Genomic DNA, 24,278 nt, shown 5'->3' on the forward strand with positions numbered 1-24,278 from the left:
TACGGCACGCCCCCGCCTCGGCCTGACCCGGTTCGTGCCAATCTGTGGTCATGATGTCCGAGGTCACGGCCGCGACCTGGGCCCGGCGGCAGGTCGCCGCGGTCCGCGACGACCCGACGGGCCGGATGGCCTTGATGGAGCGCTGCTACCACGGCCCGTTCGGCAAGGCGCCCCAACACCTGCCGTTCCGCCGGGCGGCGATGTCGTTCATGCGGTGGCAGGTGCGGCGGGGCGTGCTGCGGCCCCCGTTCGCCGACCGCCCCGGCAGCCCGTGGTGGCGGGCGGTGAACGAACGGATCCTCCGGGACGGCTGCGAGGCGGTGGGCCTGAGCGGCGGACTCCCCGGGCCCGCCTCCGCGCGTACGGTCGACCACTGGCGTGTCTTCGCCGACCACCCGACGGCCCGGGCCTGGTACCGGGCTCACAACGGGAGCGTGGTCGCCGCCTACCTCGAGAACCTCGCCCTCGCGGAGGCGGAGAACGAGCCCGAGCGGTTCTTCATGAACGTCGTCCTCTGCCGTGTGCTGTACGCCCACGCCCTCGTCGCGGCGCCCCGTCTCGCCCTCGGGCGGCTGCGCCCACTGGCCCCGCTCCTCGGCGATCCCCGGGTGGAGATGACCGGGATCTTCTTGCAGCTGTCACGCGTGCTCCCCGACGAGTACCCGCTCCACGACACAGTGCGGTCCCACCTCGACAGGGAGATCGGCTTCGGCCGCCTCCTCGATTTCGGGGTGATCGCGCCGAGGCTGTCGCAGCTCTACGCGTGGTCGGCCCACGAACTCGGGGAGCCAGGCCTGCTCGACTGCGTCCGCGACGGATCCCCCGTCTACGCGTGGTCGTTCGACGACCGGCACGTCTGGAGGCCGCCGAACTCCTTCGTCCTCCGGGTGATCCACCGGGCGCTCCCGCCCGAACGGCTCACTCCGTACCGGTGACGGGTCCTACGCTCCCCCGCCTCGGCTCCACCGGTCGGCGGGGTCCGGTGCGCCCGCCTTGCGGGCGTGCAGCACGTGCGCGTCCAGGGGCAGGGGCCGGCGACCGACGAGTTGGAGGCCCACGTCGGCGAGCAGGCGTGCGTAGTGGTCGGCCCGACGTTCGCGGCCGCCTACGTTGCACAGCATGTGCAGATCCCAGGCGGTGGCCAGTGAGGGGGAACCGTCCCCGGGCAGGAGGCGTTCCACGACGAGCAGGTCCGCGTGGGCGGGCATCGCGCGGACGCAGTGGCGCAGGATCTCGCGACAGCGGTCGTCGTCCCAGTCGTGCAGGACGCGGGACAGGAGGTAGACGTCGCCGCCGGACGGCACGTCGGCGAAGTCACCCGCCCGACAGTCGCAGCGCGGGCCGCAGCCCGTGGCGTCGAGCAGGCGGCGGGCGGCCTGTACGGCGTGCGGGCGTTCGAGCAGGATCCCGCGCAGGCGCGGGTGTGCCGTGAGGATGCGCCCGAGGAGTTCCCCGTTCCCGCCGGCGATGTCCACGACGGTCGCGGGCTCGGGTACCCGCGCCGCCGCGGCGGTGATGACGGGATGGGCGGGGAGCGGCTGGAACATCCGTGAGCTCGCGGCCATGGACCGGTCGAAGAGGGCGGCGAGTTCGGGGTCGCGGACGAAGTGGTCGAAGTGGTTCTCGCCGAAGAGGTGGTCGAAGGCGGGCTGTCCGGTCCGGACGGAATGGTCGAGGGCTCCGAAGGAGCGGTAGAAGGGGCCCGCGTACATCAGGGCCAGCGGTCGCATCGAACCGGGCGTGTCCGCGCGCAGCAGGGCGCCGAGTTCGGTCAGGCGGAATCCTTCCTGCTCCTCGACGACCGCGCCGAGCATGGCCAGGTAGCGCAGGAGTGTGGCGAGGCTTCGGGGATGGGTGCCGGTCGGCCGGGCGAGGTCCTCGGTGCGGTGCGCCGTACGGGTGTCCATGACGTCGGGCAGGCCCAGCCGGGCGAAAGTGGCGAGTGCCTGGGTGGTCCACGCGCCGGTGAAGAGGTGGAGGAGCGTTTCGGCAGGCTGCCGTGCGTCGTGGCGGGGGCGGTGGTCCCGGTCGGGGTGGTCCAGATGGGCGGCGAGGGTGTCGCGGTGGTCGCCCCGGGCGTAGAGCTCCAGCCGCCGGTAGTCGCAGGCCGCGTCGGTGTCGGCCTCGGCCTCGACCTCGGCGGGAAGGGTGAAGTAGAGGACCGTGCCGTCCTCGTGCGGGTTGTATCCACCGCCGTCGGGCCGCGCGCCGTGGCGGTCGAGGATCGCGCACAGGCCGCGCAGGGCCAACGGCTCCGGGTGCTCGACCTCGAAGGCGAGGTGCGCCTCGTGCCGGCGGATGCGTTCGTAGGCGGCGATCGGTTCCAGGTCGGAGTGCGGGGGCACGGTCAGGGCGAACACCTCGACCGCGCGGCGCTCCCCGTCGCGGCCGTCCACCCGCGGGCGCAGGATCCGGACGTCGAGCTCGGCCGGGTCCCGCCGGTGGCGTCGGGCGAGGCGTTCCCGGACCACCACGCTGGGGTGGGAGGGGATGTCCACGGCCAGTCCGCAGTCGGCGAGTTGGGCCCGCAGGCCGTCCGCGTCCGGCGGGAAGAGCAGCAGTCCCGCGTGGGCGAACCGGCAGTGCTCGGCCAACGCCCGCAGGTCCGGGCCGGCGAGGCCGGGCAGGAGGAGCGGGAGCAGGGCGGCGCTGTCGTGCTCGCGGACGAACCGGACCGCCTCGCGCAGGCAGACGGTGTCGTCCCGGAGCAACGTTTCGTCGGGGAGGGTCGTCGTCATCGTGAAGGTGTCCTCAAGCCGGTACGGGGCTGGGCAGGGCAGGGCGACGCGGGTGGAGCGGGTGAAGGGGGTGGAGCGGGTGGAAGAACGGAAGGGAGGCGAGGGCGGGGTGCGCGGTACGGGGCCGGGCCCGCGGCGGTCACACGCCGACGTAGTTCTCGGCGAACCAGTCCTGGTGGATCCGCGAGGTACGCAGCGAGGCGAGCCGGGAACGCCGCAGGGCGGCGTGGAAGAACGATCCGGCGTCCTGGTCCCCGTCGGGGGGCGCGTGCAGGAGCCGGGTCATCCACCCGGTGAACTCCTGCGCCCGCCAGATGTGCTCCAGGCAGCGGTCCGAGTAGGTGTCGAGCCCTGCGGTGTCCCCCCGGGTGAGGGCATCGACCAGGGCTTCCGCCAGCATCTCGGCTTCCATGACCGCCAGGTTGGCGCCCTTCGCGGCGGCCGGCGCGAGCAGGCTCGCAGCGTCGCCCGCCAGGAGGAGCGGGCCGTGCCGCAGCGGTTCGACGACGTCACAGGTGAGGTCGAAGACCCCGCGTTCCAGGAGCGTGCCCCGGCGCAGGGGGCCGTGCTCCGCCGCGCCCATCCGGACGTCGAGCTCGTCCCAGATCCGCTGTTCGGACCAGGCGTCGGCCGGAGTGCCGCGCTGCCACTGGAGGTAGTAGCGGGTGACCTCCGAGGTGCGGGCCATGTGTCCGGCGAAGCCGCGGTCGTGGATGGCGTAGCCGACGGCGTCGAGGCTCGGTGGCGTCTCGGCGAGCAGGCCGAGCCAGGTCACCCCGTGGTCGTGCCGGTGGTGACGGACGGCGTCCGACGGAAGGGATCGGCGGGCCGCCCCGTACCGGCCGTCGCAGCCGGCGACGTACCGGGCGGTCCACCGGGTGGTGCGGTCGTCGGGTTCACGCGTCGTGACGGACGGCCGGGTGCCGTCGATGTCCCGTACGGCGAGTGCCTCGGTGCGGAAGCGGATGCGTCCGCCGAGGTCGAGGTAGTGGCTCAGGAGGTCCGTGACCAGGTTCTGCTGCGGGTAGACATGATGCTGCGCCCCTTGGCCGAGGGCTCCGTAGTCCAGGCGGAACCGGCCGTCCGGTGTGCGGAATTCGCACGTTCCGTGGCGACGGCCGTGCCGGTGCAGGCCGCCGGCGAGGCCGTGGCGATCCAGGATCTCCACCGTGTTCGGGGCGAGGAACCCCGCACGGGCCCGGGTCCGGACCTGGGTGCGGGAGGCACGTTCCAGGATGACGCAGTCGATCCCGGCGGTGTGCAGCAGGATTGCGAGAACGAGCCCGGCGGGGCCGGCACCGAGGACGACCACATCGGCTGATTCACATAACGTGGGGGACTTGTGACTTTCCGTCATAGCGGGTGAAGCATAAGCACGCGAAGATCCACACACCTACCTGAACCATCCCCAGGTAGGAATAGAGTGACAATCAGCATGCGCACGGCTGCCCGGTAACAGCGGGTCCCGGATCCGTTTCCGCAGCTGACAGGTGGTGCGCTCCAGGCGTGCGAAGGCGGGCGCACTCTCCTGTACGCCCCGGCGCGCGCGGCCGGGCTCAGCGGCTCCGCGCCGTGCGCGGCACCACCGCGTACGGCCGGCAGGACCGGTCCTCGCGTCGGCGGCGATGCGTCGAGGTGCGGCCCGGACCCGGTCGGATGCCGCCCGCGCCGCGACCTGGCGGGCGTCGGCCCAGGCCTCCCGAATGGCTTCGCGGAGCTGTCGTACGGCCCCGCCCTGCTAGCAGGGTGCCGTGTTCGAGGGAGTACCAGGCGAGCTCGGCCGTCCGGTCGGCGAACCGGCGGATCCCGGTCGAGGGTCGGGCCCGGCCGCAAGGGCGGGGCACGGTTCGCCGCCGGGCTCAGCGGCCGCGCACGCCCCGAGCAGGGTCCGCACCCAGTGGCCGAGCAGCCGTGGCAGCGCGGCGGATTCGTGACCGGGCGCCAGGCTGCGGGCTGCGGGCTGCGGGCTGCGGGCTGCGGGCTGCGGCGCATAGGACCGCGATCCCGTCTCGACGACCGGCTGGGCCGCTGCCAACTGGGCCAGTCCCTGGGCGGCCTGGGGCGTGGGGCAGTCGGCGAGTCCATCGGCGATGGAGGCCGGGCCGGTGCGAACGGGCCGGCCGATCGGGCGGCGGCTTCCGGTTCGGCGGCCATCGATTCCGGGCCCGGTACGGCGGTCGGCAGTGTCGCCGAGCCGATCGCGGCTGGTGACGAGGGCGACGCAGTCGTCGCCGCGGGCGACAACGGGCGGATCCGCTCGGAGCCGACGGCGTTGTCCGGTACGACCGGCAACCGCCGCCCGGTGGTCAGTTGCAGCGGTCCCGGACGCCGAGCACCGGCCGGAATTCACGGAGCACGGCGTGGGTGTCAGGAGCCGGGGTGGTGCTGAAGCCGCACAGGTCGGCGGAGAGGGCGCCGCGGGGGAAATCGGCGCGGCGCCGGGGCGACCCGTGCACCGCACTCGTGATGCGGTCGAGAGCCGCGAGTCCCCGAGGCCGGTGGGGCAGCGGGTGAGGGCGTCCCTGGCCGGCGGCAGGCGCCCCCACCCCATCTACCCCCACGCCTGACCGCCGGCCCGCCGGGTCCGGCGCCCGCCACCCCCAGGCGGTCGCCGGGCCCGGCCACGGCCCCCCGCGCCACGCCCCCCGACGCGGCCACGAGCCATGACGAGCGGCAGTGAGTCGCAACGAGCCGCCGCGTCAGAACGCGTAGAGGGTGTTGCCGTTCAGCGTCGCGGACATCACGCACGGGTTGGAGAAGGTGTGCTTCCACGAGACGCGGTCACCGCGCCATACGCCGTCCGCGGTGACGGTGACGGGGTCGTAGTGCCGCGGACACACCCGCCCCTGGTTCGGCGCGGCCAGCAGGCGGTCGAACTCGCCGCCGGTGGCGTTGAGGGCGTCACACGCGGCCCGGGGGTCGGGGTGCGTACCCTCGGCGGTGTAGGCGCAGCTGAGGACGGCCGCACGCAGGACCGTACCCGTGGCGGCGTCGTTGCCCTGGGTGATGGTGAACACCATCGCGGAGGGTGCGTACAGGCTCGTCGGGCTCGCCTCCGCCACGCCCGCGGTGCCTGCGAGGCAGAGGAGAGCGGCGGCGGAGACGGTGGCTAAGCGGCGGCGCATGACAAGGCCTACTTTCGATTCGAAGGATGTTTGGCGCGCTAGAGCTTTCATGTAGCGCTCAACTCGCCCTGAGCCTGCCAGGCATGAAGGTGCATCGCACCTGCGCGGTCGATTTACGGACAGTCCGTTCGGATGTCGGTCACCCGAGGGGTGGATCGCGCAACTCCCGGCGGGTGCCCGCAGGTCCGCAGCATGCGGGAGCGCGGTACGTCGACCGGTGTGACGTCGCTTCCCGCACCTGCGGCCCAGGTGGCGGCCGTGCCGAGTTGACCGAACGGCCCATCAGTGTGACCGGATCGCTACGGTGCGGAGCCCCCGGTCCCCAGCCCAGCCCCCAGCCCCCGGCGGCCTTTTGTGATCGGGCCGGTCAGCCGGACTTCAGACGGCGGCCGATCTCCTCGGTCATGCGGCGCTGGAGCTCCGCGAGCTGCTCGTTCGTATAGCCCGTCAGGTCGCTCGGATCCCCTGGGTTCTTCGCGCCCTCCTGCTGCTGTTTCTGCTGCTCCCGCCGTTTGAGCTCCTGCTCCTCGGGCGATCCGGGCACCACGTACGCACACCGGATGAGGGCTCCGTCGGCGGCCTTCAGGCAGGTCGCCTCCCGCCCGCCGACCTGGCCCTTGCCCTCCACCCGGTAGCGGACGTTCTGTTCGCTGCCGACGGTGGCCGTCCACGTCCCGCCCCCGGTCGGTACGACCTCGAAGACCTGGTCGTCGTTGTAGCAGCAGACGTCCCGGTACTCCGCCTTGATCAGGGCGACGAGCGCCTTGGGGGACGACCACGCCGGATCGAGGCGATGGACGGTCATCGGCGCGAGCCCGGCGCCCTGGTGGCGGGTGGGCACCATGGACACCGCCACGACCGAACTGGCCTCCCCCTGCGGGGTGAGCGGGGTGACGTACGCGCTGCGCCCGGCCGTTTCGACGTACCGCAGGGTGAACTCGGACTCGTTGCCCTCATTGGCGCCGTCCTCGGAGGCGTCCCATCCGCTGCGCTCGAACCACCAGTCGCTGAACCCGCCCACCGCGGCGGTCCCTTCGCGCTGTCGGGCGGCGAGGCTGATCGGATAGGACGGGCCGGGTACGGCGGAGGTGTCGGTGGTGATGGTGAGCTTTCCGGTCCGCCCGTCGTAGAGCGCGACGCCGGCGGGACGCTCGGTCACCACGAGGATCCCGGTCTGCCGCTTGAGCGGTACGACGACGACCGGTGTGCCGCCCGAGCAGGTCACGTAGGCGTCGTCGGCCTCGAACCGGACCCAGCGCTTCTCGGCCGAGATCTTCCTGCCGAGGTTGTGGGTGAACCACCCGCTGATCCTGGCGTCCGCCGCGGACACGTCGAAGGCGCACCGCTCCTGGCTACGGCTCTCGCCGCCGAGCGGGACGTCCTGCACGAGCCCGACCTCGTACCCGGCCAGCCAGCCCCGGCGCTCCACGAGGGTGGCGAACCGGTCCGAGTCGGGCAGGTAGGTGATGTCGGAGATCTCCCCGGTGACATCGCCGAGGTGCGGGGCGGCCTGTGCCTTGCCGGCCACGTAGGGCACGCGGGCCGCCAGCGCCGGTACGGGCTCGGTGACGACCTCCGCGGTGGCCATGTAGGCACGGTCCTGCAGGTACGAGCCGTAGACCAGCCAGCCGATGGTGAGGCCCAACCCGACGACGGCGCCCAGGCACCCGAGGGTGACGGCCGCGTTCCCGGAGCCCGCGTCGCGCCCGGACCGGCGCCGTAGCCGGCCCACCACCAGCACGCCCACCAGGGTGGCCGCGGCGGCCAGCAGGGGCAGGGCGAACCAGGCGACGAGCTTGCGCAACTCCCAGACGGCGATGGTGGTGTAGTACGAGGCGTACCAGAGCACGAACCCCACCGGCAGAACCACGAACCCCACGCGCAGTGCCCGACCCATCAGCGCCCCCGCCCCCTCGGCCCCGCGTCACCGCGTCCGATTCTCCACCCTTGATCAGGCCGTGTCACCGGGTTGCACGGAAGCGGCCTGCACGAGTTCCTTCCGCATCAACGTGCACACGGTTTCGTAGCGGCGCAACGATCCGTCAGGGGCTTGTTCGTCCCACGAGTCCGGCTGACGGTCGTACGCGACATATCCCAGTCGTTCGTACAGTGCGCGTGCCCGGGGGTTGCCCTCCTCCACGGCCAACTCGGCGTACCGCAGACCACGGTTCCTGATCCGTAGTTCCGCGGCTTGCACAAGGAACGCGCCGATCCCGCACGACTGCAGCGCGGGGTGGACCGCCAGCTGCCACAACGTGCCGACACCCTCCTTGACCTGGTAGTCGACCCCGCCCTTCGCCACGGGGATGTCGGCCGCGGCGCAGACGGCAAGGTAGTCGACCTCACCGAGCCGGGCACGTTCCAACTGTTCGGCGACTCGGGCCAGGTGATGGTCCGAGCCGGCCCACCCGCACGAGGCCAGGTCCGCGTGCACCAGGTCACGCGCCGACAGCTCCAACACGACGTCGGTCATCTTCCCCACCTCCGGCGTGCAAGCATCCCTACCGCTCACGCGGGACACAAAGGCTTTTCCTCGGCCCATCAGCATGTCCTGACCGTGCGCGGGACAGCCTCGAGGGCGCGGCCACGATCATCCGGCCGTCGGGCGGGATCGGCGGACGGGGTGGCCGTCGGGGTTTCCGGTGAGCCAGGAGCCGTCGCCCAGGGGTGTCCCGTCGTACGGGTGGCTCGCGTCGAGGGAGATCTCGCCGCCGGGCGTGCCCGTGCGCACGTCGACGAGCTGGTGACGGAACCACTCCTCCTCGTCCTCGCGCTCACCGCCCAGGGTGATGACGGCCGTGTCCGGGGTCAGGTAGCCGCCACTCCATTCCATGAAGGTGTCGTCCGGGTCGTACCCGAAGGCCTCGACGGGCAGGGTGAACAGCACGTCCCCGCCGGGGTGGTCGTGGAAGGCGACGTCCGCCTGGTCGTGGCCGACGGTCATGAACTGCTGCCCGCCCGGTGCCACGTCGATCAGGCAGCGGTCCGGCCACGGGTACGTCACGAACCTCGGCGCGCCGTCGGCACCGATCACACCCCTGAGGACGACGGCCCCGTCCTGGCCCTCCCCGATGTCGAGGTACATGCTGCCGTCGGCCGGCTGGGGGTGGTGGAGACCGCCGTGTCCGGCGGTCTCCAGCTTCCGACGGGCGAGGACCTCCCCGCTGTCGGCGTCGTACACGACCCACTGGTCCGTCACCCCGCGCCGCGCCATCACGTCGGGCCGGTAGACCCACACGGTGCGGCCGTCCGGGGACAGCGAACAGCCGGGCCGATGGCCGTGGCGGACGTCGGAACGCGGTGCGAAGTCCGAGGCCCACACCGGGTCCCCGGAGCGCGCGAGGCAGACGACTCCGTCGCGCGTGGTGTACACGACCCGCTCCAGGTCGGGCCGGACCACGGACTCCTCGACCTCGTCGCCGGCGCGCGTCGGGAACACCGCGGCGGTCTCCAGCGGTCCGAAGGTGTCGGGGTCCACCACGTAGGCGTGGATCCGCCCGTCGCGGTGACGCGTGATGATCTTCGGAGGCTGACCAGGAATCATCCGAAGAGGCTAGCCTCCCGGCTCGGACCGCGACCGGGCGGCGTCGGGTACACCCGGACTACGCCTGCGGCAGCGGGAGGCTCCTGGGGTCGACGGGGCGGGGTACGAAGACCGGCGCGTCCGACTGGTAGAAGAGGTCGATGTCGGCCTCCTCCCCACCGACGATCAGGGTGTCCCAGGCACCGCTCTCGCGCAGGGTACGCAGGGTGGCCGGGGCGATCGAGGACAGGTGGGCGCGCAGTTCACCGTCCGTCGGCGACCCGGGCAGCCGGGGCCCCAGCCGGTCGCGGATCCCGGCCATCCGCTCCAGCAGCGCGTCCAGGTCGCTCCCGTCCGCGCCGCTGGTACCCGCGCCGCCGTCGCCCCCGCCACTGTCGACCGCGCCGGCCTCCGCGCCGCGCGCGATGATGTCCCTGATGGCGCGGGTGACGCCTTGGTCGTCGGTGGTCACCATGGCGTTCCAGGCCCGGCTCTTGTGCCGGTACTGGAGCATGGACATGGCGGCCTCGTGCCGGGTGAAGTCGGCGTCCCGCAGCGGCTTGCCCTGCCAGGCGCGGCTGAGGGACCGGGCCAGCGAGGTGGCCGAGGCGAGGCCGCTGTTGAGGCCACGTCCGGGCCAGAAGTGGATGGCGTTGGCGGCGTCGCCCAGCAGGAAGCCGAAGGTGCCGGGGCTGGTCGCGGTCGGCCGGTGCAGCTGCGCCGTGAACCGTGGGCGCTGCACCATGTCCAGCCGGAACGAGGTGATCGCCGACAGGTCGTCCTCGGCCACCCCGAACAGGCGAAGGCCCTGCCGGATCTCCTTCCACAGCGGGGAGCCGCGCAGCAGGGCGGGCAGGAAGAGGGTGCCGTGGGTGGGGCAGCGGAATTCGTTGTCCTCCTCCTGCCGGCTCATCAGGCAGGGGCGGGCGGCGATGCATTCCTCGAAGACCTGGCGGACCGGGTCGATGCCGATGACGTTTCTGGCCTCCTCCCGGGTGAGCCGCATGTTCAGGAAGCCCTCGCCGCGCAGCGAGTTGAGCAGGAAGCGGTTCTGGGACACCGTGAGCAGCACGCTCATCGGGTCCGGCAGCGTCGACTTGACCTGTAGCCCCAGCACGATGTCCTGAAGGTGCTCCCCGTCGAGGGAGTAGATGGAGGCGTCGGCCGTGCCGAAGCGGTCGGCGTAGTGCTCGCGGGTGCGGGAGCGGCCGCCCTCGCAGACCACGAGGACGTGTTCCTGGGTGAGCCGGTCCTGCCGCTCGGTCACGTCGAAGCGTTCGGGGACGAGGCGGATCGCGGGCCGCCGGTTCGCCAGGTCCAGGAGCCGGTCCTCGATGTGGGCGATCCGGATGTTGCGGGGCGGGTGGCCGTCGACCGAGTCCGGGCCGACGGGCCACATCTCGGAGTAGGCGTCGCCGTCTTCGAACAGCGCGCCGCGGACCGCCTCGGACAGGGCGAGGTACTGGCGGCTCTGGACGGTCACCACCTGCCGGCGGCGGTAGTTGCCCTGGGTCTCGTCCTTCCACACGACCGCGGAGCCCTTCCTGGTCCAGCGCCCGTCGTAGACGGTGACGGCGGTCCGGCCGGGCAGCATCTCGTCGAGCGCCAGGGCGAAGGCGAGGCCCACCGGGCCGCCGCCCGTGACGGTGACCCGCAGGGTGCCGGGGTCCGCGGTACTCACCCGCGGGACGTCCAGCAGGGAGAGGTCCATGACCGTCTCCATGGCGTCCTGCGCCTCGTACAGGAACGTTTCGTCACCGATCCGGATGCAATCGTTCGGGCGCAGCACATGCCGGGTGACGCGCAGGTCGTTGACATACGTGCCGTTGCGGCTGTCTCGGTCGTAGAGGACGAACCCGGGGTCCTCCGCGAGGATCTCGGCGTGCAGCCGGGAGGCGTTGGCGCTCACGATCACGACGCCGTTGTCACTCTTGCGCCCGAAACTGAGGGGCTCGCCGCCCAGGACCACGCTCTGTCCGGTGAACGGACCCGTGCGCCCAACGATGACCGATGGCACTCCACACCCCTTGAAAACGATGTCGCTTATTGCTCGTACGCCGACAACACGCGATCGAGAAGGTGTTCGGTTCAACCATTTCTTGGAATCTTTCGAGTACCTCTGAACCGGGGTCCCGACCCGTACGTGATGTTCGCGTCGGTCGGCGCCAAGAAGGAGAACCGCCCCCATGTACTACGAGGAAGACGAGACCGTGACGGAGACCGCGTTCACGGCCACCACCGCAGGCACTGCCGCGGGTACCGCCCCGGGCACGGACGCGGCGGGCGGGGACCGGCTGATCGCGGGCCGCTACCGGCTGCTGTCCCGGCTCGGCGAAGGCGGTATGGGCACCGTGTGGCGGGCCCACGACGAGACCTTGTACCGGGAGGTCGCGGTCAAGGAGGTACGGGCTCCGGCCGGGCTGCAGGCCGGTGACATCACGCGGATGTACGGCCGGTTGGAGCGGGAGGCCTGGGCGGCGGCCCGGATACCCGACCGGAACGTGGTCACGATCCATGACGTGGTCATGGAGGACGCCCGGCCCTGGATCGTGATGGAGCTGATCCGCGGGCGGTCGCTCGCCGATCTGCTGCGGGCCGAGGGCCCGCTCACCCCTCGGCACGCCGCGCACATCGGCGGGGAGGTGCTGAGCGCGCTGCGCGCCGCGCATGCCGTCGGGGTGGAGCACCGGGACGTGAAGCCGGCGAACGTACTGCTCGCCGAGGACGGCCGGGTCGTGCTCAGCGACTTCGGTATCGCGATGGTCGAGGGCAGCACCGCGCTGACCATGACCGGAGAGCTGGTCGGCTCCCCCGAGTACCTGCCGCCGGAGCGGGCACTGGGTCGCCCCTCGGGCCCCGAGTCCGACCTGTGGTCCCTCGGTGTGCTGCTGTACGCGGCCGTGGAGGGACTCTCCCCGTTCCGGCACGACACCGCGCTGAGCACTCTGCGGGCCGTCGTGGACGAGGAACCGCCGGTGCCCACGAGCGCCGGACCGCTGGCCCCGATCATCGCCGGGCTGCTCCGCAAGGAGCCCGGCGAGCGGACCCCTTCGGCCGAAGCCGCCGAAGCCCTGCGGAACATCGCGCACCCGGACGCCACCACGACCGCCGGCGGCCGCGTCCTGCCGGACCCCGCCGCATCCTTCGCGGAACCCGTCGCCGCGGCGCCCGTTGCCCCGCCGCGCAGGCGCCGTACGGCGGCCTTCGTCGCGGCCGGCGTGGCCGCCTGCGTACTGATCGGCGGCGGGATCGCCTACGCCCTGAACGGCGAGGACGCGAACACCGGCACCGATCCGGGCGTACGGATGTCGGTGGCGGGCACGAACACGACCTACACCGGAAGCTGTCCGATCCCCGAAGGCCGCGCCCCGGCGTTCATCGCGACCTTCACCGCGTCCGAGCCGACGCTGATCTCCTACCGCTGGGTGTCCGGCGACGGCTCCGTGGTGGATCCGCACTGGCGCACCCTGTCGATCGGCGACAAGTCCGAACCGACGAAGCGCGACACCGTACGCCTGACGGCCTACGCGAAGTCGGGCACCCTGACGACGGGGATGGCCGTGGAACTCCAGAGCCCCGTCCGCGTCACCTCCAACCCGGTCCCCTTCTCGATCACCTGCACCGGCTGAACCCCGCGCGGGCCCGGCCCGCGCCGGCCGGGGCCCTCACGGAGCACGGTGACGCTCCGCCCGCTCTACGTTGGCGACCATCCTGCGCAACACCTTGAGGGCCGCCACGTACTCCTCGTCGCCGATGCCCTCGTGGACCACGGCACGTTGCTCGGTCACCAGCTGCCGAAGCCGCGCCCTGGCGGCTTCCCCGGCCTGCGTGAGGCGCAGCCGGCCGCGGTCGTCGGTCGAGAGCCAGCCGCGGTGCAGCAGCTGGTCCACGACCCGTGCGATCTCGTGCGGTCCGTCCGCCAGTGGGGTCAGCTGGGCGACCACCTCCTCCCGGGCGGGTGCGGGCAGTGCGCCGTTGACCCGGTTGAGGACCCAGTACTGCGGCTGTGTCACATCGATCCGGGCCATGGCGTCCCGCAGCTGCCGGGTGACGGCCGTGCGGGCCAGGCCGCTCCAGTAGCCGATGGGCTGGGTGGCCAGCATGTCGTCGGTGGCCGCCGGATCGGCCGGCGCCTGGTCGGTGGTGGTGGTGCTGCCGGTCAACGGTTTCATGATCACGACGCTACACACCGACCGGGCGCCGGCCTCACCGGCGGTCGGATCCCGGACAGGCCGGCTCCCAGGTGGCTCCCTCGGCGACGGTGTCGAGTTCGGTCCGGGTGAGGCCACCACCGACCGCCGCACAGGCGGCGGCCCGTGGATCGCGGGCGGCCACGACCGTCCGGGTGACGTCCCGTACGACGAAGCCCGAAGCTCCTAGCAGGAGACGGCCCGGCAGTAGGGCGAACGCGTTCGGGTTTTCGGCGAAGGCATCCCTCCCGAGAGCCACCGGCTCCATCCCCGGTCGTACGAGCCAGGTGGTGAAATCCCGATATCCGGAGGTGGTGGCGAGTGCGCCCCAGGTACCCGCCACGCGCACGTCCATCCTGTTCGCCCCCTTGGGCAAGGGGAGGTCCGGGAGGGCCTCGGCCTTGCCGGAGCCGGTCAACCGCCAGCCGTGGGCCCCGTGCCGCAGGATGCTGCCGTCCTCACCGAACACGAAGCCGCCCGAGGACTCGGCAGGGTGCGGGATGGTCTGCGTCAGGCGAGCCTCTTTCGCGCCGGACAGGTCCCAGATGGCCAGCCCCGTACGGCCGCCGTCCACGATCAGCCTCCGCCCGTCGGAGGACAGCACCGAACCGCGCCCGGAGACAGGGGCGGAACCGGTCTCCTTGGAGGAGTCGTCCTCCGTGCCGAAGCCAGGCTCCACGCCGGACTCGGGCACGGGGCCGGGGCCGGAGTCGGAGTCCAGGCCGGAGTCGGAGTCCATGGGTGCTTCGGGGGTGGCTGTCTCGTACTCCTCCCCACCGGCTCCGTCGCCCGGGATCTCCCCCGGCCGCGGCATGCCGGTCTTCGGGACGGCGTGCTCGTCCACCGTGGGGGTGGAGATCCCGGGCAGCAGCCGCTGGACCGGCCCGGCGTGGCTGCCGTCGGCGTCCACCCGCCAGACCAGGGCCTCGCCGTGGCCGGCGAGCTCCGCCACGACGGTCTTCCCTTCCGGTCCGACCAGGAGGGAGGTGATACCTCCGGTGGTGTGTCCCCTACCGGAATCCCTGGGCACACCGCTGTCCGCCGCGATGTCCGCGGGCAAGGGGAACGCGGCCTCCAGGCGGCGCGGCCGGGTTCGGTCGCTCACGTCCCACAGTGACAGCTCGCCGTGATGGATCGCGGCCATGCGGGTGGCATCGGAATCGATCCCCAGCAGGTCGGCGGGCGTCTCCAGAGTGCCGAGACGCCGGAACGGCGGGGCGGCTGCGGCATCGAGGAGGACGGTCTCCAACTCCTGCTTCGTCGTGCCTTCGACGAACTGGGTCACGGCCAGGATCGATGCCTTCTGGGCGAAGGCGGTCGTCCTCTGGCCCGTGAGGGGCTGCGCCTCCGCCGAGTCGGTCTGGGCGGAGACGTCCCAGAACCGCACCGTGCCGTCTTCGCCGCCGAGCGCCAGACGCTGCCCGTCCGGGCTGTAGGCGATCGCCGGCACGGTGTCGCCGGCCGTCGGGGGCTTGACCGTCGCGCCGATCGTCCTGCGCAGGACGACCTCGCTGCCGAGCAGGATCACCCCGGAGTCGTCGCGTGCCGCGGCGCTCCCGTGAGGCCCCGGCACCACCCAGTCCGTTCCCCGGAGCACGGTTCGGAGACGGTATCCCGGGCCCGTCCGCTCGGGGTAGATGTCCCAGACGTCGATGAACCGGTTGCCCGCGCCCGCGCCTGCCGCGAGGGGGTGGCCGGTGGCACTGTAGAGGATGTAGTCGTTCGAATCGCTGAAGGCGACGCCGTGGGTGGGGGTGATCTGCCCGCCGCCGCGCGGGTCGCCGGGGCCCACGGGCAGGCCCGGCTCGATCACGACCTTCACCGGGAGCGCGGCGGCCTGGGTGTCGTGCACCTGGATGTTGCGGTTGTCGGCGACGGCGACCCGGTTACCGGAGGCATTGACCGCGAGGCCGACGAGGTCGTTGTCCACTGTGGTGGCGTAGGCGGCGATCTGCCCCTTCTTCTGCGGCGCGGCGGGGTTCGTGACGTCGTACACGGTGAGGGCCTCCGGTGAGGCCGAGTCGCCGCCGGCCCGCGGGGTCAGCGGCCCGAGGGTGGCCAGGGTACGGCCGTCACCGCTGACGGCGGCCTGCAGCACCTGACCGCCGCCCGGCAGTTCCGCGAGCCGCTGCGGCTTCGCCGGGTCCGCGAAGCTCCACACCTCGGCGCGAAGGTCGGCCGTCCCGATGAGCACGGCCGTACCCCCGGGGGTGGTCAGCGGCAGCAGGACCGGCCCTACCTCGCGCTGCGGCTTGCGGGCGTTCGCGCCGGCCGGCACCGGAAGCGTCGTCACCGTGGCCCGGGACACCGCGTCCCGGACGGTGATCCGGTCCCCGTCCCGGCTCAGCAGGGTACGGCCGCCGCCCGTGTAGCCGAGGGCGGTCGGCCCGGGGGTGCCCGCCACCGGCGGTACCTCGCCCCGGTAGCGGGTCTCCATCAGGATGCGCAGCATGGCGTCCTCGGAGGCGTCGCTCGGGCTCATGCGATGTGCGGACAGGGCCAGCCGCAGGGCCCGGCCCGGATCGGAATCCTGAACTGCGGTGGCTTCGTTGAGAAGGGACCGCGCCTGCTTCTCGCGCTTCTCCGCCGCGGTCCTCTCCGCCTGGAGGTGGGCGAGAAACGCGAACACGAGGGCCGCGGAGAGCAGAAGGCCGAGGGCCTGCCCGCCGAGAACCTTCCAACTGAACGCGCTGGCCTTACGCCTGGCCTTCGGCACATCGGGAACGGCGGCGATCTGCGCCGGTTCACCGGGGAGTTCACCGGCCACCGCGCGTGCCTCGCGCCCGTCCGATTCCGCGACGACGACCACCCCGAGGCCGTGCGCGGCTCTCAGCTTGGCGCGGAACCCGGAGACGGAGACCAGCTCGCCTACGTCCGTGACGTCCGCCGTGACGGAGTTGCTCGCCCTGACCCGGCGGTAGAAGAGGGACCGGCGAGCGAGGGCGGTGCACCACCGCCCGACGTCGTGCGGGCGCAGGGCCGGCTGCCGGACGCGTACGGTCTCGGCGAGCAGCACCCCGAAGGCCGCGCCGAGGGACGGTCCCGCGATCCTGTAGGGCACCGAGCCCTTGGTGGCCTCCGCGGTGCCCGCGAGCGTGAACCCCTGCAGGGACCACAGCACGGTTCCCGACAGCCGCCGCCCGGACGCCTTCCAGGCCCGGGCCATGGCCGCGGCGTAATTGTGGTCGGCGGTGAACAGCGGCATGGTCTCGGGGTCGGGCACCAGGCCGCGGGGCCCGCCCGGCAGCAGGGTCAGGGTGAGCCGCCCGGAGGCGCCCACGCCCTGATGGTCGAACAGGACGCGCACCGCGACCGGACTTCTGGTGGGTCCGGGGAGCCGGCCCAACGCCAGCCGGCACAGGGACAGCGCCGCGGCCAGCACCGGGCCCGTGGCGACGGCGTCCCCCGCCGCGGCCGCGAGCCGGTCCAGGGAGCGCCGGAGCCGCTCGTCGCCGTGGGCGAGATCGGCCGGGTCCCAGGGCGCGGTCTCCAGGTCGGCGGTGGCTCCGGCGCCCCGGTACCAGGCCAGAGCGACCGCCAGGCGGGCCTCGTCCGCCTCGGGGTCGAGGAGGTCCAGCGCGAGTGCGGCCTGGATCCGTACCGCGGCGAGGACCGGCTGCGACTCCCCCGGATCGAAAACCACCAGGCCGGAGGCACTGCGCAGACCATCGATCAGGGTGGCGTCCGACCCGTGTACGTCGATCTCGCCCAGCGCGTCGTGGAGGGCGGTGTCCTCCCCGGTGTACAGGAGGCGCAGTGCGGGCGTGTCGGACCGTTCGACCAGGCGGGAGAGCCAGGCCACCAGCGTAGCCGGCTCGCCGGACATCAGCTTCTGCAAGCGGCCGGCCTCGACCGCGGTCTGACGCGCACGGGCGAGGGCGGTGTCCAACGCATCGAGCGTTCCGCTCCGGCCCCGGCCGCGCCCGACGGCGGTCATGGTCTCGTCCTTCATCGTCGTCATCCCGTTCAGGCTCCTTCCGCGGCGCGGCGTACGGGGTGGCCGGCGGGGAGCCGGTCGAGCAGTGCGCGCCAGCTGCGCCGGTCGGAGGCCCGTACCTGGCAGGCCAGCGTCCTGCGGACGGCCTCGGGGTCCAGGAACGGCAGGTCCGCCAGACCGAGCGGCGGGCCTGCCTGGTCCGCGGTGACCACGGCCTCCGCCACGGCCGTCATCTTCAGGTCGCCGGACAGGCCGTCGTCGAAGGGCATCAGCAGGACGTACAGGTCGCCGCCTTCGACGGCGCCGGTCACGTGGACGGGCAACAGCAGCACCTCGTCGTAGCCCTGGGCCAGCAGCGCCGCATCGGCGGTGTCGAGGGGGGCGGAGACCGCGATGTAGAGAGCGCTGTCGTCCTGGACGGTCAGGGTGAGGGTGAAAGCCGAACGCAGCACCCCGTCCTGGGCCGAGTCTGCTCCGCCCGCCGCGGCGGGTGCGAACTCGTTCCTCACCGAGGCCGGCCTGCCGTAGTCCAGTCGGTGCCACACGACGTCCGCACGGCCGGGCCCGGCGCTCGCGCCGCCCGGACCGGCGAAGGCCCCGGCGAGTCGTTCCACCGCGAGGGCGGCCGTCGCGGACAGGAAGGCGTCGCCGCGGCCGACCGCGTCCAGCAGCAGGATCAGTCGCTCCCGGGTCGGTCGTGGGATCCGGCCGGTGGCGGCCCCCGCGAGGCGTGCGCACAGGGCGGTCGTCGCGACCCGTCGACGCCGCGGGTCGGACGCGCGCAGGGCGGAGCCGAGTTGTTCCAGGGCGGCGGTGAACCGGGACCCGGCGGGCGCGAAGTAGTGCCGCAGCCGTACGGGGCGATGCGCGGGGGTGTCGCCGTGCGCCGGTCCGGACGCGTCCAGGGCCGCGGTCACCTCGTCCGCGAGCCGGTCCACACGCTCCCAGGGCAGTACGTGGAAGCAGTCGGGTTCGGGCCGGCCCTCGGCCGCGAGGCGGTCCAGCAGGCTGTAGCGCAACCCGGGGGCAGCCGCGGCGAGGAGGGCCTGTTCGATCGGCTCCAACCGCTCGGCCGGCCAGCGGCGTTCGATCGCGGCGACGGCCTCGGCGGTGACGGGGTCGGCGGGCAACGGCTGCCCGAGGCCGTCGAGTTCCAGTACGGCCTCGCCGGTGGTCGGATCGATCAGCGCGAGGGCGTGGCCGCCGCCGGACAGCGGCAGCGAGCCGCGCTCCCAGCCGGTGCGGAAGCGGTCCAGGCTTCGGGCGTCGGCGCGCTCGTCGCCCTCGTTGACGGGGCCGTAGGCGGTCCAGAACGGTCCCGGTACGGACCCGCCGGTGCCGCCGTTCCCTCGGACCTGTCCGGGGATCGGCGTGGTGGCGCCGGGGTGCGGCGCGGTGGGACGGGCGTCCCGGACCCAGGTGGTCAGCGGCCGGTGCACGGCGGTCATGCGCCTGCCTCCTCGGTGAGTCGGTCCACCAGTGCCCCGGCGGCGGGGCCGAGAAGCCCGGCGATCTCCACGGCCCGGCGCAGGCCGTCGTGGGGGACACAGCCGCGCCAGGAGTGCCGCACCGCCCGCCAGTCGGACTCGTCGAGCCGGTCGGGCAGGTCGGCGGGGAGTTCGGCGGCCCATTCCCGCAGGTGGGTGATGTCCGCGTCCGGGTACCGGAAGGTGAACTTGACGAAGCGGAGCAGCACCAGGGCGCTCCGTCCTGCGGGCCGCTCGGCGTTGCGGCTGGCCAGCACGCGCGGCCGGGCCCGCAGGTGTGCGATGCCCTCTCCGGAGGGGTCGGCGAGCAACCGTCTGCCGTGGTCGTAGTAGAGGCTGTTGACGGTCAGGTCGCGGGAGGCGACGTCGTCGGTCAGGCTGCCGCCGTAGGCGGGGAAGAGGAAGTCGGTCACCGCGAGCGCCTTGTACTCCAGGATGCGGGAGCCGTCGCCCTGTTCGGGCCGCGACAGGTGGACCACGAGGCTCGGTCGGCTCATCCGTGCCTCGTAGTCGCCGAGTCCGAAGTCCACGGACCAGTCGTCGATCGCCTGGCGCATCTCCAGGGGCGGGAGTGTCCCGGCGAAGTCCAGGTCGTTGGGGGCGGCCTCGGGGCCCACGTCCACCAGGTCCCGCACCGCGCCTCCGATCAGCCAGAGGTGGTGTCCGCGCTCCGGTAACCGCTTCATCAGCAGCCGGATGAAGGCGCCCTCGGCGCCGGATCCGTCCAGGCAGCCGTCGACGGCGTCCCCGATGCCCGGCGCCTCCTCCTCGGCCGGGCGGAAGGCCTGCGGGAGACAGGCGTCGACCGGCCCCGGTCCCTGGAACTCGATCAGCAGGTCCGCCCTGCCCGGTCCGTCCTCGGGAGGTTCCGGCGCCTCCCGGTCACGCTCCCGCAGCAGCACCTCCCGGCGCCCTTCGGTCACCGCCATCCCCAGCAGCGGCTCACCGTCGGCCAGATCGCCGCGTACGGGCGTGCCGTCCTCGGCGCGCCGGTACATCCGCGACGGTTCCTTCATGTCGTTCTCGTCGGGCAAGGTTCCTCCCCTGTTTCGCCCCTGATCCACCCTGCTTGCTTCCCCACCGCTGCCTCAGCCGCCCGACAGGGACCTGCCCAGCCCCAGTCCCACCGCCGATGCCAGCACCCACCCGATGCCGACCAGCGCGTAGCCGAACCACTGGGTGGGGCCCACCGGTTGGAAAGCCGTCTCCTGGCCGAGATTCACCAGGGGCAGGAGGAGGTCCAGTGTGTAGGCCGCCGCCTGGAAGCGCGGGGCTTTCTCCGGTTCCAGCGCGGTCGGGGGCACGGATCCGAAGACGACCGTGCCGAGCGCCACCAGTGCGGCCAGCCAGCCCAGGGCCCGCCACGGCCGGAAGCCGTAGCCGACCGTGACCTGTAGGACGCCCTCCCACCAGCGGATCGGCCCGGACAGCGCGGCCCGGTGGCGGCGCTGGGCGGCGTAGCGGACCTTGCGGGCGTCCAACGGTCGGCCGAGTGCCGTGTAGTGCTGGGCGAGTTGCTCGTACGGCTGTGCGACGGCCTCGGCGGACGGGTCGCGGGCGAGCCAGCGCAACCGGTCGGCGGCGGGCAGGACGGGGTGCAGGGAGCGGTAGGACAGTCCGGCGAGGCCGGCCCGGGCGGGCCAGTGGGTGGGGCCGTCGAGCAGTACTCCCACCGTGCCCTGGTCCAGGTGCAGCTCGTCGGCCCGGTCGACGCGCAGGTCGAGGGTGTCGCGTACGTGGATCCCGGCGGCCGAGACGGAGCCGCGGGTGACGGTCAGGCCGTGCAGGCTCACGTCGGACGCGGACAGCCGGTCCAGGGCCAGCGCGGTCAGCCCGCCCGGGTGGCCGATCCGGGCTCCCGAGAGGTCGAGACGGGTGCGCAGTTCGGCCCCGGTCAGGCGGACCTCACCACGGGCGGTGAACGGCGCCGTGCACCATACCGCGCCCCGTACGGTCGCCCCGGAGGCGCCGAGCGCGATGCCGTCGGGGTGGGTGAGGCGGGCGCCGGTCAGCCGGACGCTGCCCGCGATGTCCGCGTTGAACATGCGCAGTGCTCCGTCGACGACCAGCCGGCCGGCCGGCAGCCGGTCCCCGAGCACCGACCGGTCCAGGACGAGCGCGTCGCCGCCGGGCGCGCGGACCGCGGCGTCGTCCAGCCGCACCGGGCCCGCCACCCGTATCCCGGCCAGGAACACCACCCCGGACGCCGCCGTGCCCGCGAGGTCCAGGGCTCCGGCGACGACCATGCCCTCCGCGGACAGTGCCCTTCCGTCGGCCCCCGGTCCCAGCGTGCTGCCGGCCAGTACGACGTCGGTCTCGGCCCGTGCCCGCTCCAGCCGCACGCCGCACGGGATCGTACAGCTGCGCAACTCCAGGGGGCCCTGCACCCGTATCCGGTCCGCGTGCACGGCGGGCAGGTGGCACCGCGTCAGGGCGAGGCCGGGCAGCAGGGCGTCGGCGCACACGAGCGGCTCGTCGAACTCGCAGTCCTCGAAGCGGATCCGAAGGATCTCCGGAGCCACTCCGCCCCCCGTCAGGTCGAGCCGTCCGATCACGCGCGCGCCGCGCAGCCGCAGGGCGGGCGCGCTGTCCCGCCCCGCGGCCGCCCCCGGCCGGCGCACCCCCCGCAGCAGCGCGCCGAGTGCCGCCGCCCGTACCGTACGGGCGGCCGTGCTCGCCGCCCCCATGAGATCGGCCCGCGCCCCGTCGGCGAAGGCCTGCTCCAGTACGGTCTCCGCCGGGTACGGATCGGACGAAGTCCGGTCGGCGGTCGGGGTGTTCATGGGTAGGCTCCTATCGGGACGGGGGCGATGCGCCGGCGTGGTCCGGTACGAGTGCACCACCGCTCCGTCGCAGTCGTGTCGCACGGGAGGGCGGGCTCACCGCATGGCGGGAACACGGAGCGCGGACGGTCGGGTGACGGCCGCCGCCACGGCGGATCTGCTGCGCCGGCTGCTGGCCGAGCGGACGGCCTACCGCACCCGCTGGGAGCAGCAGGAGCTGCGCCGCACGGCGGGCCCGGTGAGTTCCTCGGCGGTGGCGCGGGTACTGGCCCTGCACCTGTGGGACAGCGGTGAACGGCCGGACACGGAGCAGGATCTGGCACGGCGTCTGAAGGACCGGGTGCACCGTGCGCTCACGGGGGAGTCACTGAGCCGGGAGACGCTGGAGTGGTTCGTCGCGGCCTTCGCGATGGACGGCGCCGACGCGATGGCGCTGCGGGCGTTGTGGTCGGGGACGGCTCCGGTCGTACCGGCCGCGGATGCGGGCGGTCCGGTGACGCACACGCTGCGGCTGCCGCAGTACCTTCCGGTCCGGCAGCGCCATCGCACCGTTTCGGTGTTCGAGCGGCACGTCATCGGCCGTGACGGCGCCCCGGAGCGCCACCGTACGACCCGTGCGGTGATGGCGTGCGAGGACGGCGTCCGTTCCTTCCCCTGTCGGCTGCCGCCCGGAGCCGTCGACGTCACGGTGTTGCGTGGCGCCCGGGTCGGTGCCCGCCGGGAGTTCCCGGGCAGCACGCCGGTCGTGGAGCTCCTCTTCCAGGCCCCGCTGGCGGCGGGCCAGATCGCCTCGCTCGAGTACGAGGTGGTCTACGGCCCGTTCCGGGAGCGGGTGACCGAGTACCGCAGGGTCGCGCACGCCCGCGCCGACAACGTGGACCTGGTCGTGGAGTTCCCGCCGGCGCCGCGCCCGGCACGCGTCTGGTGGGCGACGTGGGACCACCACCGGGACGGCACGGTCCTCGGCCGGACGCCGGTCGCCCTCGCCCGGGACGGCTCGGTCCACCGGTTCGTCCCGGCGCTCGAACACGCGGCCGCCGGCTTCCACTGGGCCTGGTGAGCCGACGCCGGGGTGGGCCGTTCCGGTGGTCCCGTAGGCGGGTTCACGGGCTGAGCGCGAGGGTGGGGCGGCCTTCCCGGGTGGGCGGACCATCCTGAGGGTGCCGTGCGGCCCCGCCGCTCCCACCGCCCCCGATCCCGGCCCGCCGGGAAGCTACGGAGACCGATGTCCCCGACCGCCGCCCCCGAAGCCACTGCCGCGGCCCTGGTGCGCCGCCCCCAGCTGTGGTTGGTCCCCACGATCCTGACGGGACTGCTCGCCCTGCTGCTGTCGCTGCTCTACATGGGCGGCATCGTCAATCCCAACGCGGAACTGCGCGACCTGCCCATCGCCCTCGTCAACGAGGACACGGGCAAGCCGCCGCCGGGGCAGGGGCAGAACCTGGGTACGCAGATCACCGCGACCATCGCCTCCGACCCGGCCGGCGGCAAGGCGGACTGGCGTGAGCTGAGCCGTGCCCAGGCCCAGGACCAGCTCGACTCCGGCAAGGTGTACGGCGCGCTGGTGGTCCCGGCCGGTTTCACGGACTCGGTCACGGCGCTCCTCACCTCCGGGGCCACGAAACAGCCGACCATCACGGTGCTGACCAACCCCGGCAAGGGCAGCCTCGGGTCCTCGCTGGCGAGTCAGATCACGACGCAGGCCGCCCATCGCGCGTCGCGCGGGGTCGGCGAGCAGCTGACGGCTGCCGCCGGCGCCCAGGCGAGTCCCACCGCGAAGCTGCTGCTGGCCGACCCGGTGGAGGTCGTCACGCGGGTCGGCCATCCGATCGGCACGAAGAGCGGCCTCGGTCTGACGGCCTTCTACTACACCTTGCTGCTGGTGCTCGCCGGTTTCATGGGCGGCAACGTCATCAGCAACGGCGTCGACACCGCGCTCGGCTACGCCGACAACGAGATCGGCCCCTGGCACACGCGCCGCCCGACGGTGCCGATCGACCGCACCCAGACGCTGCTCCTCAAGATGCTGATGACGGCGGGCATCACGCTCGTCAGCACGTCCTTGGTGATGGTGGCCTGCGTCGGCATCCTGGGGATGGACGCCTCCCACCTGCCGCTCCTGTGGATCTACTCCTACTGCGCGGCCCTCGCCGTCGGCCTGGGCGTGCAGGCCATCAACGCGGCGTTCGGCGGGATCGGTCAGCTCGTGTCGATGTTCGTGTTCATCGTGCTGGGTCTGCCCTCGTCGGGGGCGACCGTCCCGCTGCAGGCGGTCCCCGACTTCTACCGTTTCCTCTCCCACTTCGAACCGATGCGTCAGCTGAGTGACGGGGTACGGGCGATCCTCTACTTCGACGCCCGGGGCGACGCGGGGCTCACCCGCTCCTGGATCATGATCGCGGTCGGCACGGTGCTCGCCCTGCTGTTCGGCTTCGCCATGACCGCCTACTACGACCGCAAGGGCCTCAAGCGGCTCACGCCTCAGCCCGCCTGAT

The 24,278-nt window shown here is 73.0% G+C and carries 17 protein-coding genes; 4 read left to right on the plus strand and 13 right to left on the minus strand.

Going from position 1 to position 24,278, the window contains the following annotated elements:
- Nucleotides 1-50: 50 nt before the first annotated feature.
- The gene (locus ACGFYY_RS29690; protein WP_393714019.1) at nt 51-935 is read left to right on the plus strand and encodes a hypothetical protein; all 885 of its coding nucleotides are present in this window, start codon (nt 51-53) and stop codon (nt 933-935) included.
- 6 nt (nt 936-941) lie between these two features.
- Here the strand turns inward: ACGFYY_RS29690 and ACGFYY_RS29695 are convergent, their stop codons facing one another.
- From ACGFYY_RS29695 to ACGFYY_RS29730, 8 genes are all read right to left on the minus strand, one after another.
- Nucleotides 942-2,738, minus strand: coding sequence for a methyltransferase (locus ACGFYY_RS29695; protein ID WP_393714021.1), 1,797 nt, complete (start codon nt 2,736-2,738; stop codon nt 942-944).
- Between the two features lie 139 nt (nt 2,739-2,877).
- Nucleotides 2,878-4,095: a 4-hydroxybenzoate 3-monooxygenase gene (locus ACGFYY_RS29700; protein WP_393714023.1), complete on the minus strand. Its 1,218-nt coding sequence runs from the start codon at nt 4,093-4,095 to the stop codon at nt 2,878-2,880.
- A gap of 949 nt (nt 4,096-5,044) precedes the next feature.
- Nucleotides 5,045-5,194 carry a hypothetical protein gene (locus ACGFYY_RS29705; protein ID WP_393714025.1) on the minus strand — a complete coding sequence of 50 codons (150 nt, stop codon included), beginning with the start codon at nt 5,192-5,194 and terminating at the stop codon, nt 5,045-5,047.
- A gap of 243 nt (nt 5,195-5,437) precedes the next feature.
- Nucleotides 5,438-5,863 carry a subtilase-type protease inhibitor gene (locus tag ACGFYY_RS29710; protein WP_365276216.1) on the minus strand — a complete coding sequence of 142 codons (426 nt, stop codon included), beginning with the start codon at nt 5,861-5,863 and terminating at the stop codon, nt 5,438-5,440.
- 367 nt (nt 5,864-6,230) lie between these two features.
- Nucleotides 6,231-7,760 carry a hypothetical protein gene (locus tag ACGFYY_RS29715; RefSeq protein ID WP_393714027.1) on the minus strand — a complete coding sequence of 510 codons (1,530 nt, stop codon included), beginning with the start codon at nt 7,758-7,760 and terminating at the stop codon, nt 6,231-6,233.
- Between the two features lie 54 nt (nt 7,761-7,814).
- Nucleotides 7,815-8,336, minus strand: a complete 522-nt coding sequence (locus ACGFYY_RS29720) for a GNAT family N-acetyltransferase (RefSeq protein WP_393714029.1) — start codon at nt 8,334-8,336, stop codon at nt 7,815-7,817.
- 117 nt (nt 8,337-8,453) lie between these two features.
- Nucleotides 8,454-9,407: a hypothetical protein gene (locus ACGFYY_RS29725; protein ID WP_393714031.1), complete on the minus strand. Its 954-nt coding sequence runs from the start codon at nt 9,405-9,407 to the stop codon at nt 8,454-8,456.
- Nucleotides 9,408-9,465: 58 nt separating this feature from the next.
- Nucleotides 9,466-11,403, minus strand: a complete 1,938-nt coding sequence (locus ACGFYY_RS29730) for an FHA domain-containing protein (protein WP_393714033.1) — start codon at nt 11,401-11,403, stop codon at nt 9,466-9,468.
- A gap of 169 nt (nt 11,404-11,572) precedes the next feature.
- On the opposite strand from ACGFYY_RS29730, the gene ACGFYY_RS29735 reads away from it, so the two are divergent.
- Nucleotides 11,573-13,015 (plus strand): serine/threonine-protein kinase, encoded by a 1,443-nt coding sequence (locus tag ACGFYY_RS29735; RefSeq protein WP_393714035.1) that lies wholly within the window; start codon nt 11,573-11,575, stop codon nt 13,013-13,015.
- Between the two features lie 36 nt (nt 13,016-13,051).
- Here the strand turns inward: ACGFYY_RS29735 and ACGFYY_RS29740 are convergent, their stop codons facing one another.
- From ACGFYY_RS29740 to ACGFYY_RS29760, 5 genes are read right to left on the minus strand one after another with little or no spacing between them, the layout of a single operon-like run.
- On the minus strand, nt 13,052-13,558 hold the full coding sequence (locus tag ACGFYY_RS29740) for a MarR family winged helix-turn-helix transcriptional regulator (protein WP_393714037.1): 507 nt from the start codon (nt 13,556-13,558) through the stop codon (nt 13,052-13,054).
- Nucleotides 13,559-13,592: 34 nt separating this feature from the next.
- Nucleotides 13,593-17,537 (minus strand): WD40 repeat domain-containing protein, encoded by a 3,945-nt coding sequence (locus ACGFYY_RS29745; RefSeq protein WP_393714039.1) that lies wholly within the window; start codon nt 17,535-17,537, stop codon nt 13,593-13,595.
- A gap of 5 nt (nt 17,538-17,542) precedes the next feature.
- On the minus strand, nt 17,543-18,961 hold the full coding sequence (locus tag ACGFYY_RS29750; protein ID WP_393714041.1) for a hypothetical protein: 1,419 nt from the start codon (nt 18,959-18,961) through the stop codon (nt 17,543-17,545).
- The gene (locus ACGFYY_RS29755; protein ID WP_393714043.1) at nt 18,958-20,034 is read right to left on the minus strand and encodes a hypothetical protein; all 1,077 of its coding nucleotides are present in this window, start codon (nt 20,032-20,034) and stop codon (nt 18,958-18,960) included. Before ACGFYY_RS29755 ends, ACGFYY_RS29750 begins: the two co-directional genes overlap by 4 nt.
- Before the next feature lie 54 nt (nt 20,035-20,088).
- Nucleotides 20,089-21,783, minus strand: a complete 1,695-nt coding sequence (locus tag ACGFYY_RS29760; RefSeq protein ID WP_393714045.1) for a hypothetical protein — start codon at nt 21,781-21,783, stop codon at nt 20,089-20,091.
- A 103-nt stretch (nt 21,784-21,886) separates the two neighbouring features.
- On the opposite strand from ACGFYY_RS29760, the gene ACGFYY_RS29765 reads away from it, so the two are divergent.
- Both ACGFYY_RS29765 and ACGFYY_RS29770 read left to right on the plus strand, forming a co-directional pair.
- Nucleotides 21,887-22,843: a hypothetical protein gene (locus ACGFYY_RS29765; RefSeq protein WP_393714047.1), complete on the plus strand. Its 957-nt coding sequence runs from the start codon at nt 21,887-21,889 to the stop codon at nt 22,841-22,843.
- A 165-nt stretch (nt 22,844-23,008) separates the two neighbouring features.
- Complete coding sequence (locus tag ACGFYY_RS29770; RefSeq protein WP_393714049.1) at nt 23,009-24,277, plus strand: DUF3533 domain-containing protein; 1,269 nt, start codon at nt 23,009-23,011, stop codon at nt 24,275-24,277.
- Nucleotide 24,278 lies beyond the last annotated feature (1 nt).

The sequence above is a fragment of the Streptomyces sp. NPDC048331 genome (assembly GCF_043201215.1).
Taxonomy (GTDB): Bacteria; Actinomycetota; Actinomycetes; order Streptomycetales; family Streptomycetaceae; genus Streptomyces.

Coding starts and splice junctions, on each gene's coding strand:
- ACGFYY_RS29750 (WP_393714041.1), bottom strand. CDS start 18,961: ATGACCGCCGTGCACCGGCCGCTGACCACCTGGGTCCGGGACGCCCGT.
- ACGFYY_RS29690 (WP_393714019.1), top strand. CDS start 51: ATGATGTCCGAGGTCACGGCCGCGACCTGGGCCCGGCGGCAGGTCGCC.
- ACGFYY_RS29725 (WP_393714031.1), bottom strand. CDS start 9,407: ATGATTCCTGGTCAGCCTCCGAAGATCATCACGCGTCACCGCGACGGG.
- ACGFYY_RS29740 (WP_393714037.1), bottom strand. CDS start 13,558: ATGAAACCGTTGACCGGCAGCACCACCACCACCGACCAGGCGCCGGCC.
- ACGFYY_RS29720 (WP_393714029.1), bottom strand. CDS start 8,336: ATGACCGACGTCGTGTTGGAGCTGTCGGCGCGTGACCTGGTGCACGCG.
- ACGFYY_RS29770 (WP_393714049.1), top strand. CDS start 23,009: ATGTCCCCGACCGCCGCCCCCGAAGCCACTGCCGCGGCCCTGGTGCGC.
- ACGFYY_RS29745 (WP_393714039.1), bottom strand. CDS start 17,537: ATGACGACGATGAAGGACGAGACCATGACCGCCGTCGGGCGCGGCCGG.
- ACGFYY_RS29700 (WP_393714023.1), bottom strand. CDS start 4,095: ATGACGGAAAGTCACAAGTCCCCCACGTTATGTGAATCAGCCGATGTG.
- ACGFYY_RS29695 (WP_393714021.1), bottom strand. CDS start 2,738: ATGACGACGACCCTCCCCGACGAAACGTTGCTCCGGGACGACACCGTC.
- ACGFYY_RS29735 (WP_393714035.1), top strand. CDS start 11,573: ATGTACTACGAGGAAGACGAGACCGTGACGGAGACCGCGTTCACGGCC.
- ACGFYY_RS29710 (WP_365276216.1), bottom strand. CDS start 5,863: ATGCGCCGCCGCTTAGCCACCGTCTCCGCCGCCGCTCTCCTCTGCCTC.
- ACGFYY_RS29715 (WP_393714027.1), bottom strand. CDS start 7,760: ATGGGTCGGGCACTGCGCGTGGGGTTCGTGGTTCTGCCGGTGGGGTTC.
- ACGFYY_RS29760 (WP_393714045.1), bottom strand. CDS start 21,783: ATGAACACCCCGACCGCCGACCGGACTTCGTCCGATCCGTACCCGGCG.
- ACGFYY_RS29765 (WP_393714047.1), top strand. CDS start 21,887: ATGGCGGGAACACGGAGCGCGGACGGTCGGGTGACGGCCGCCGCCACG.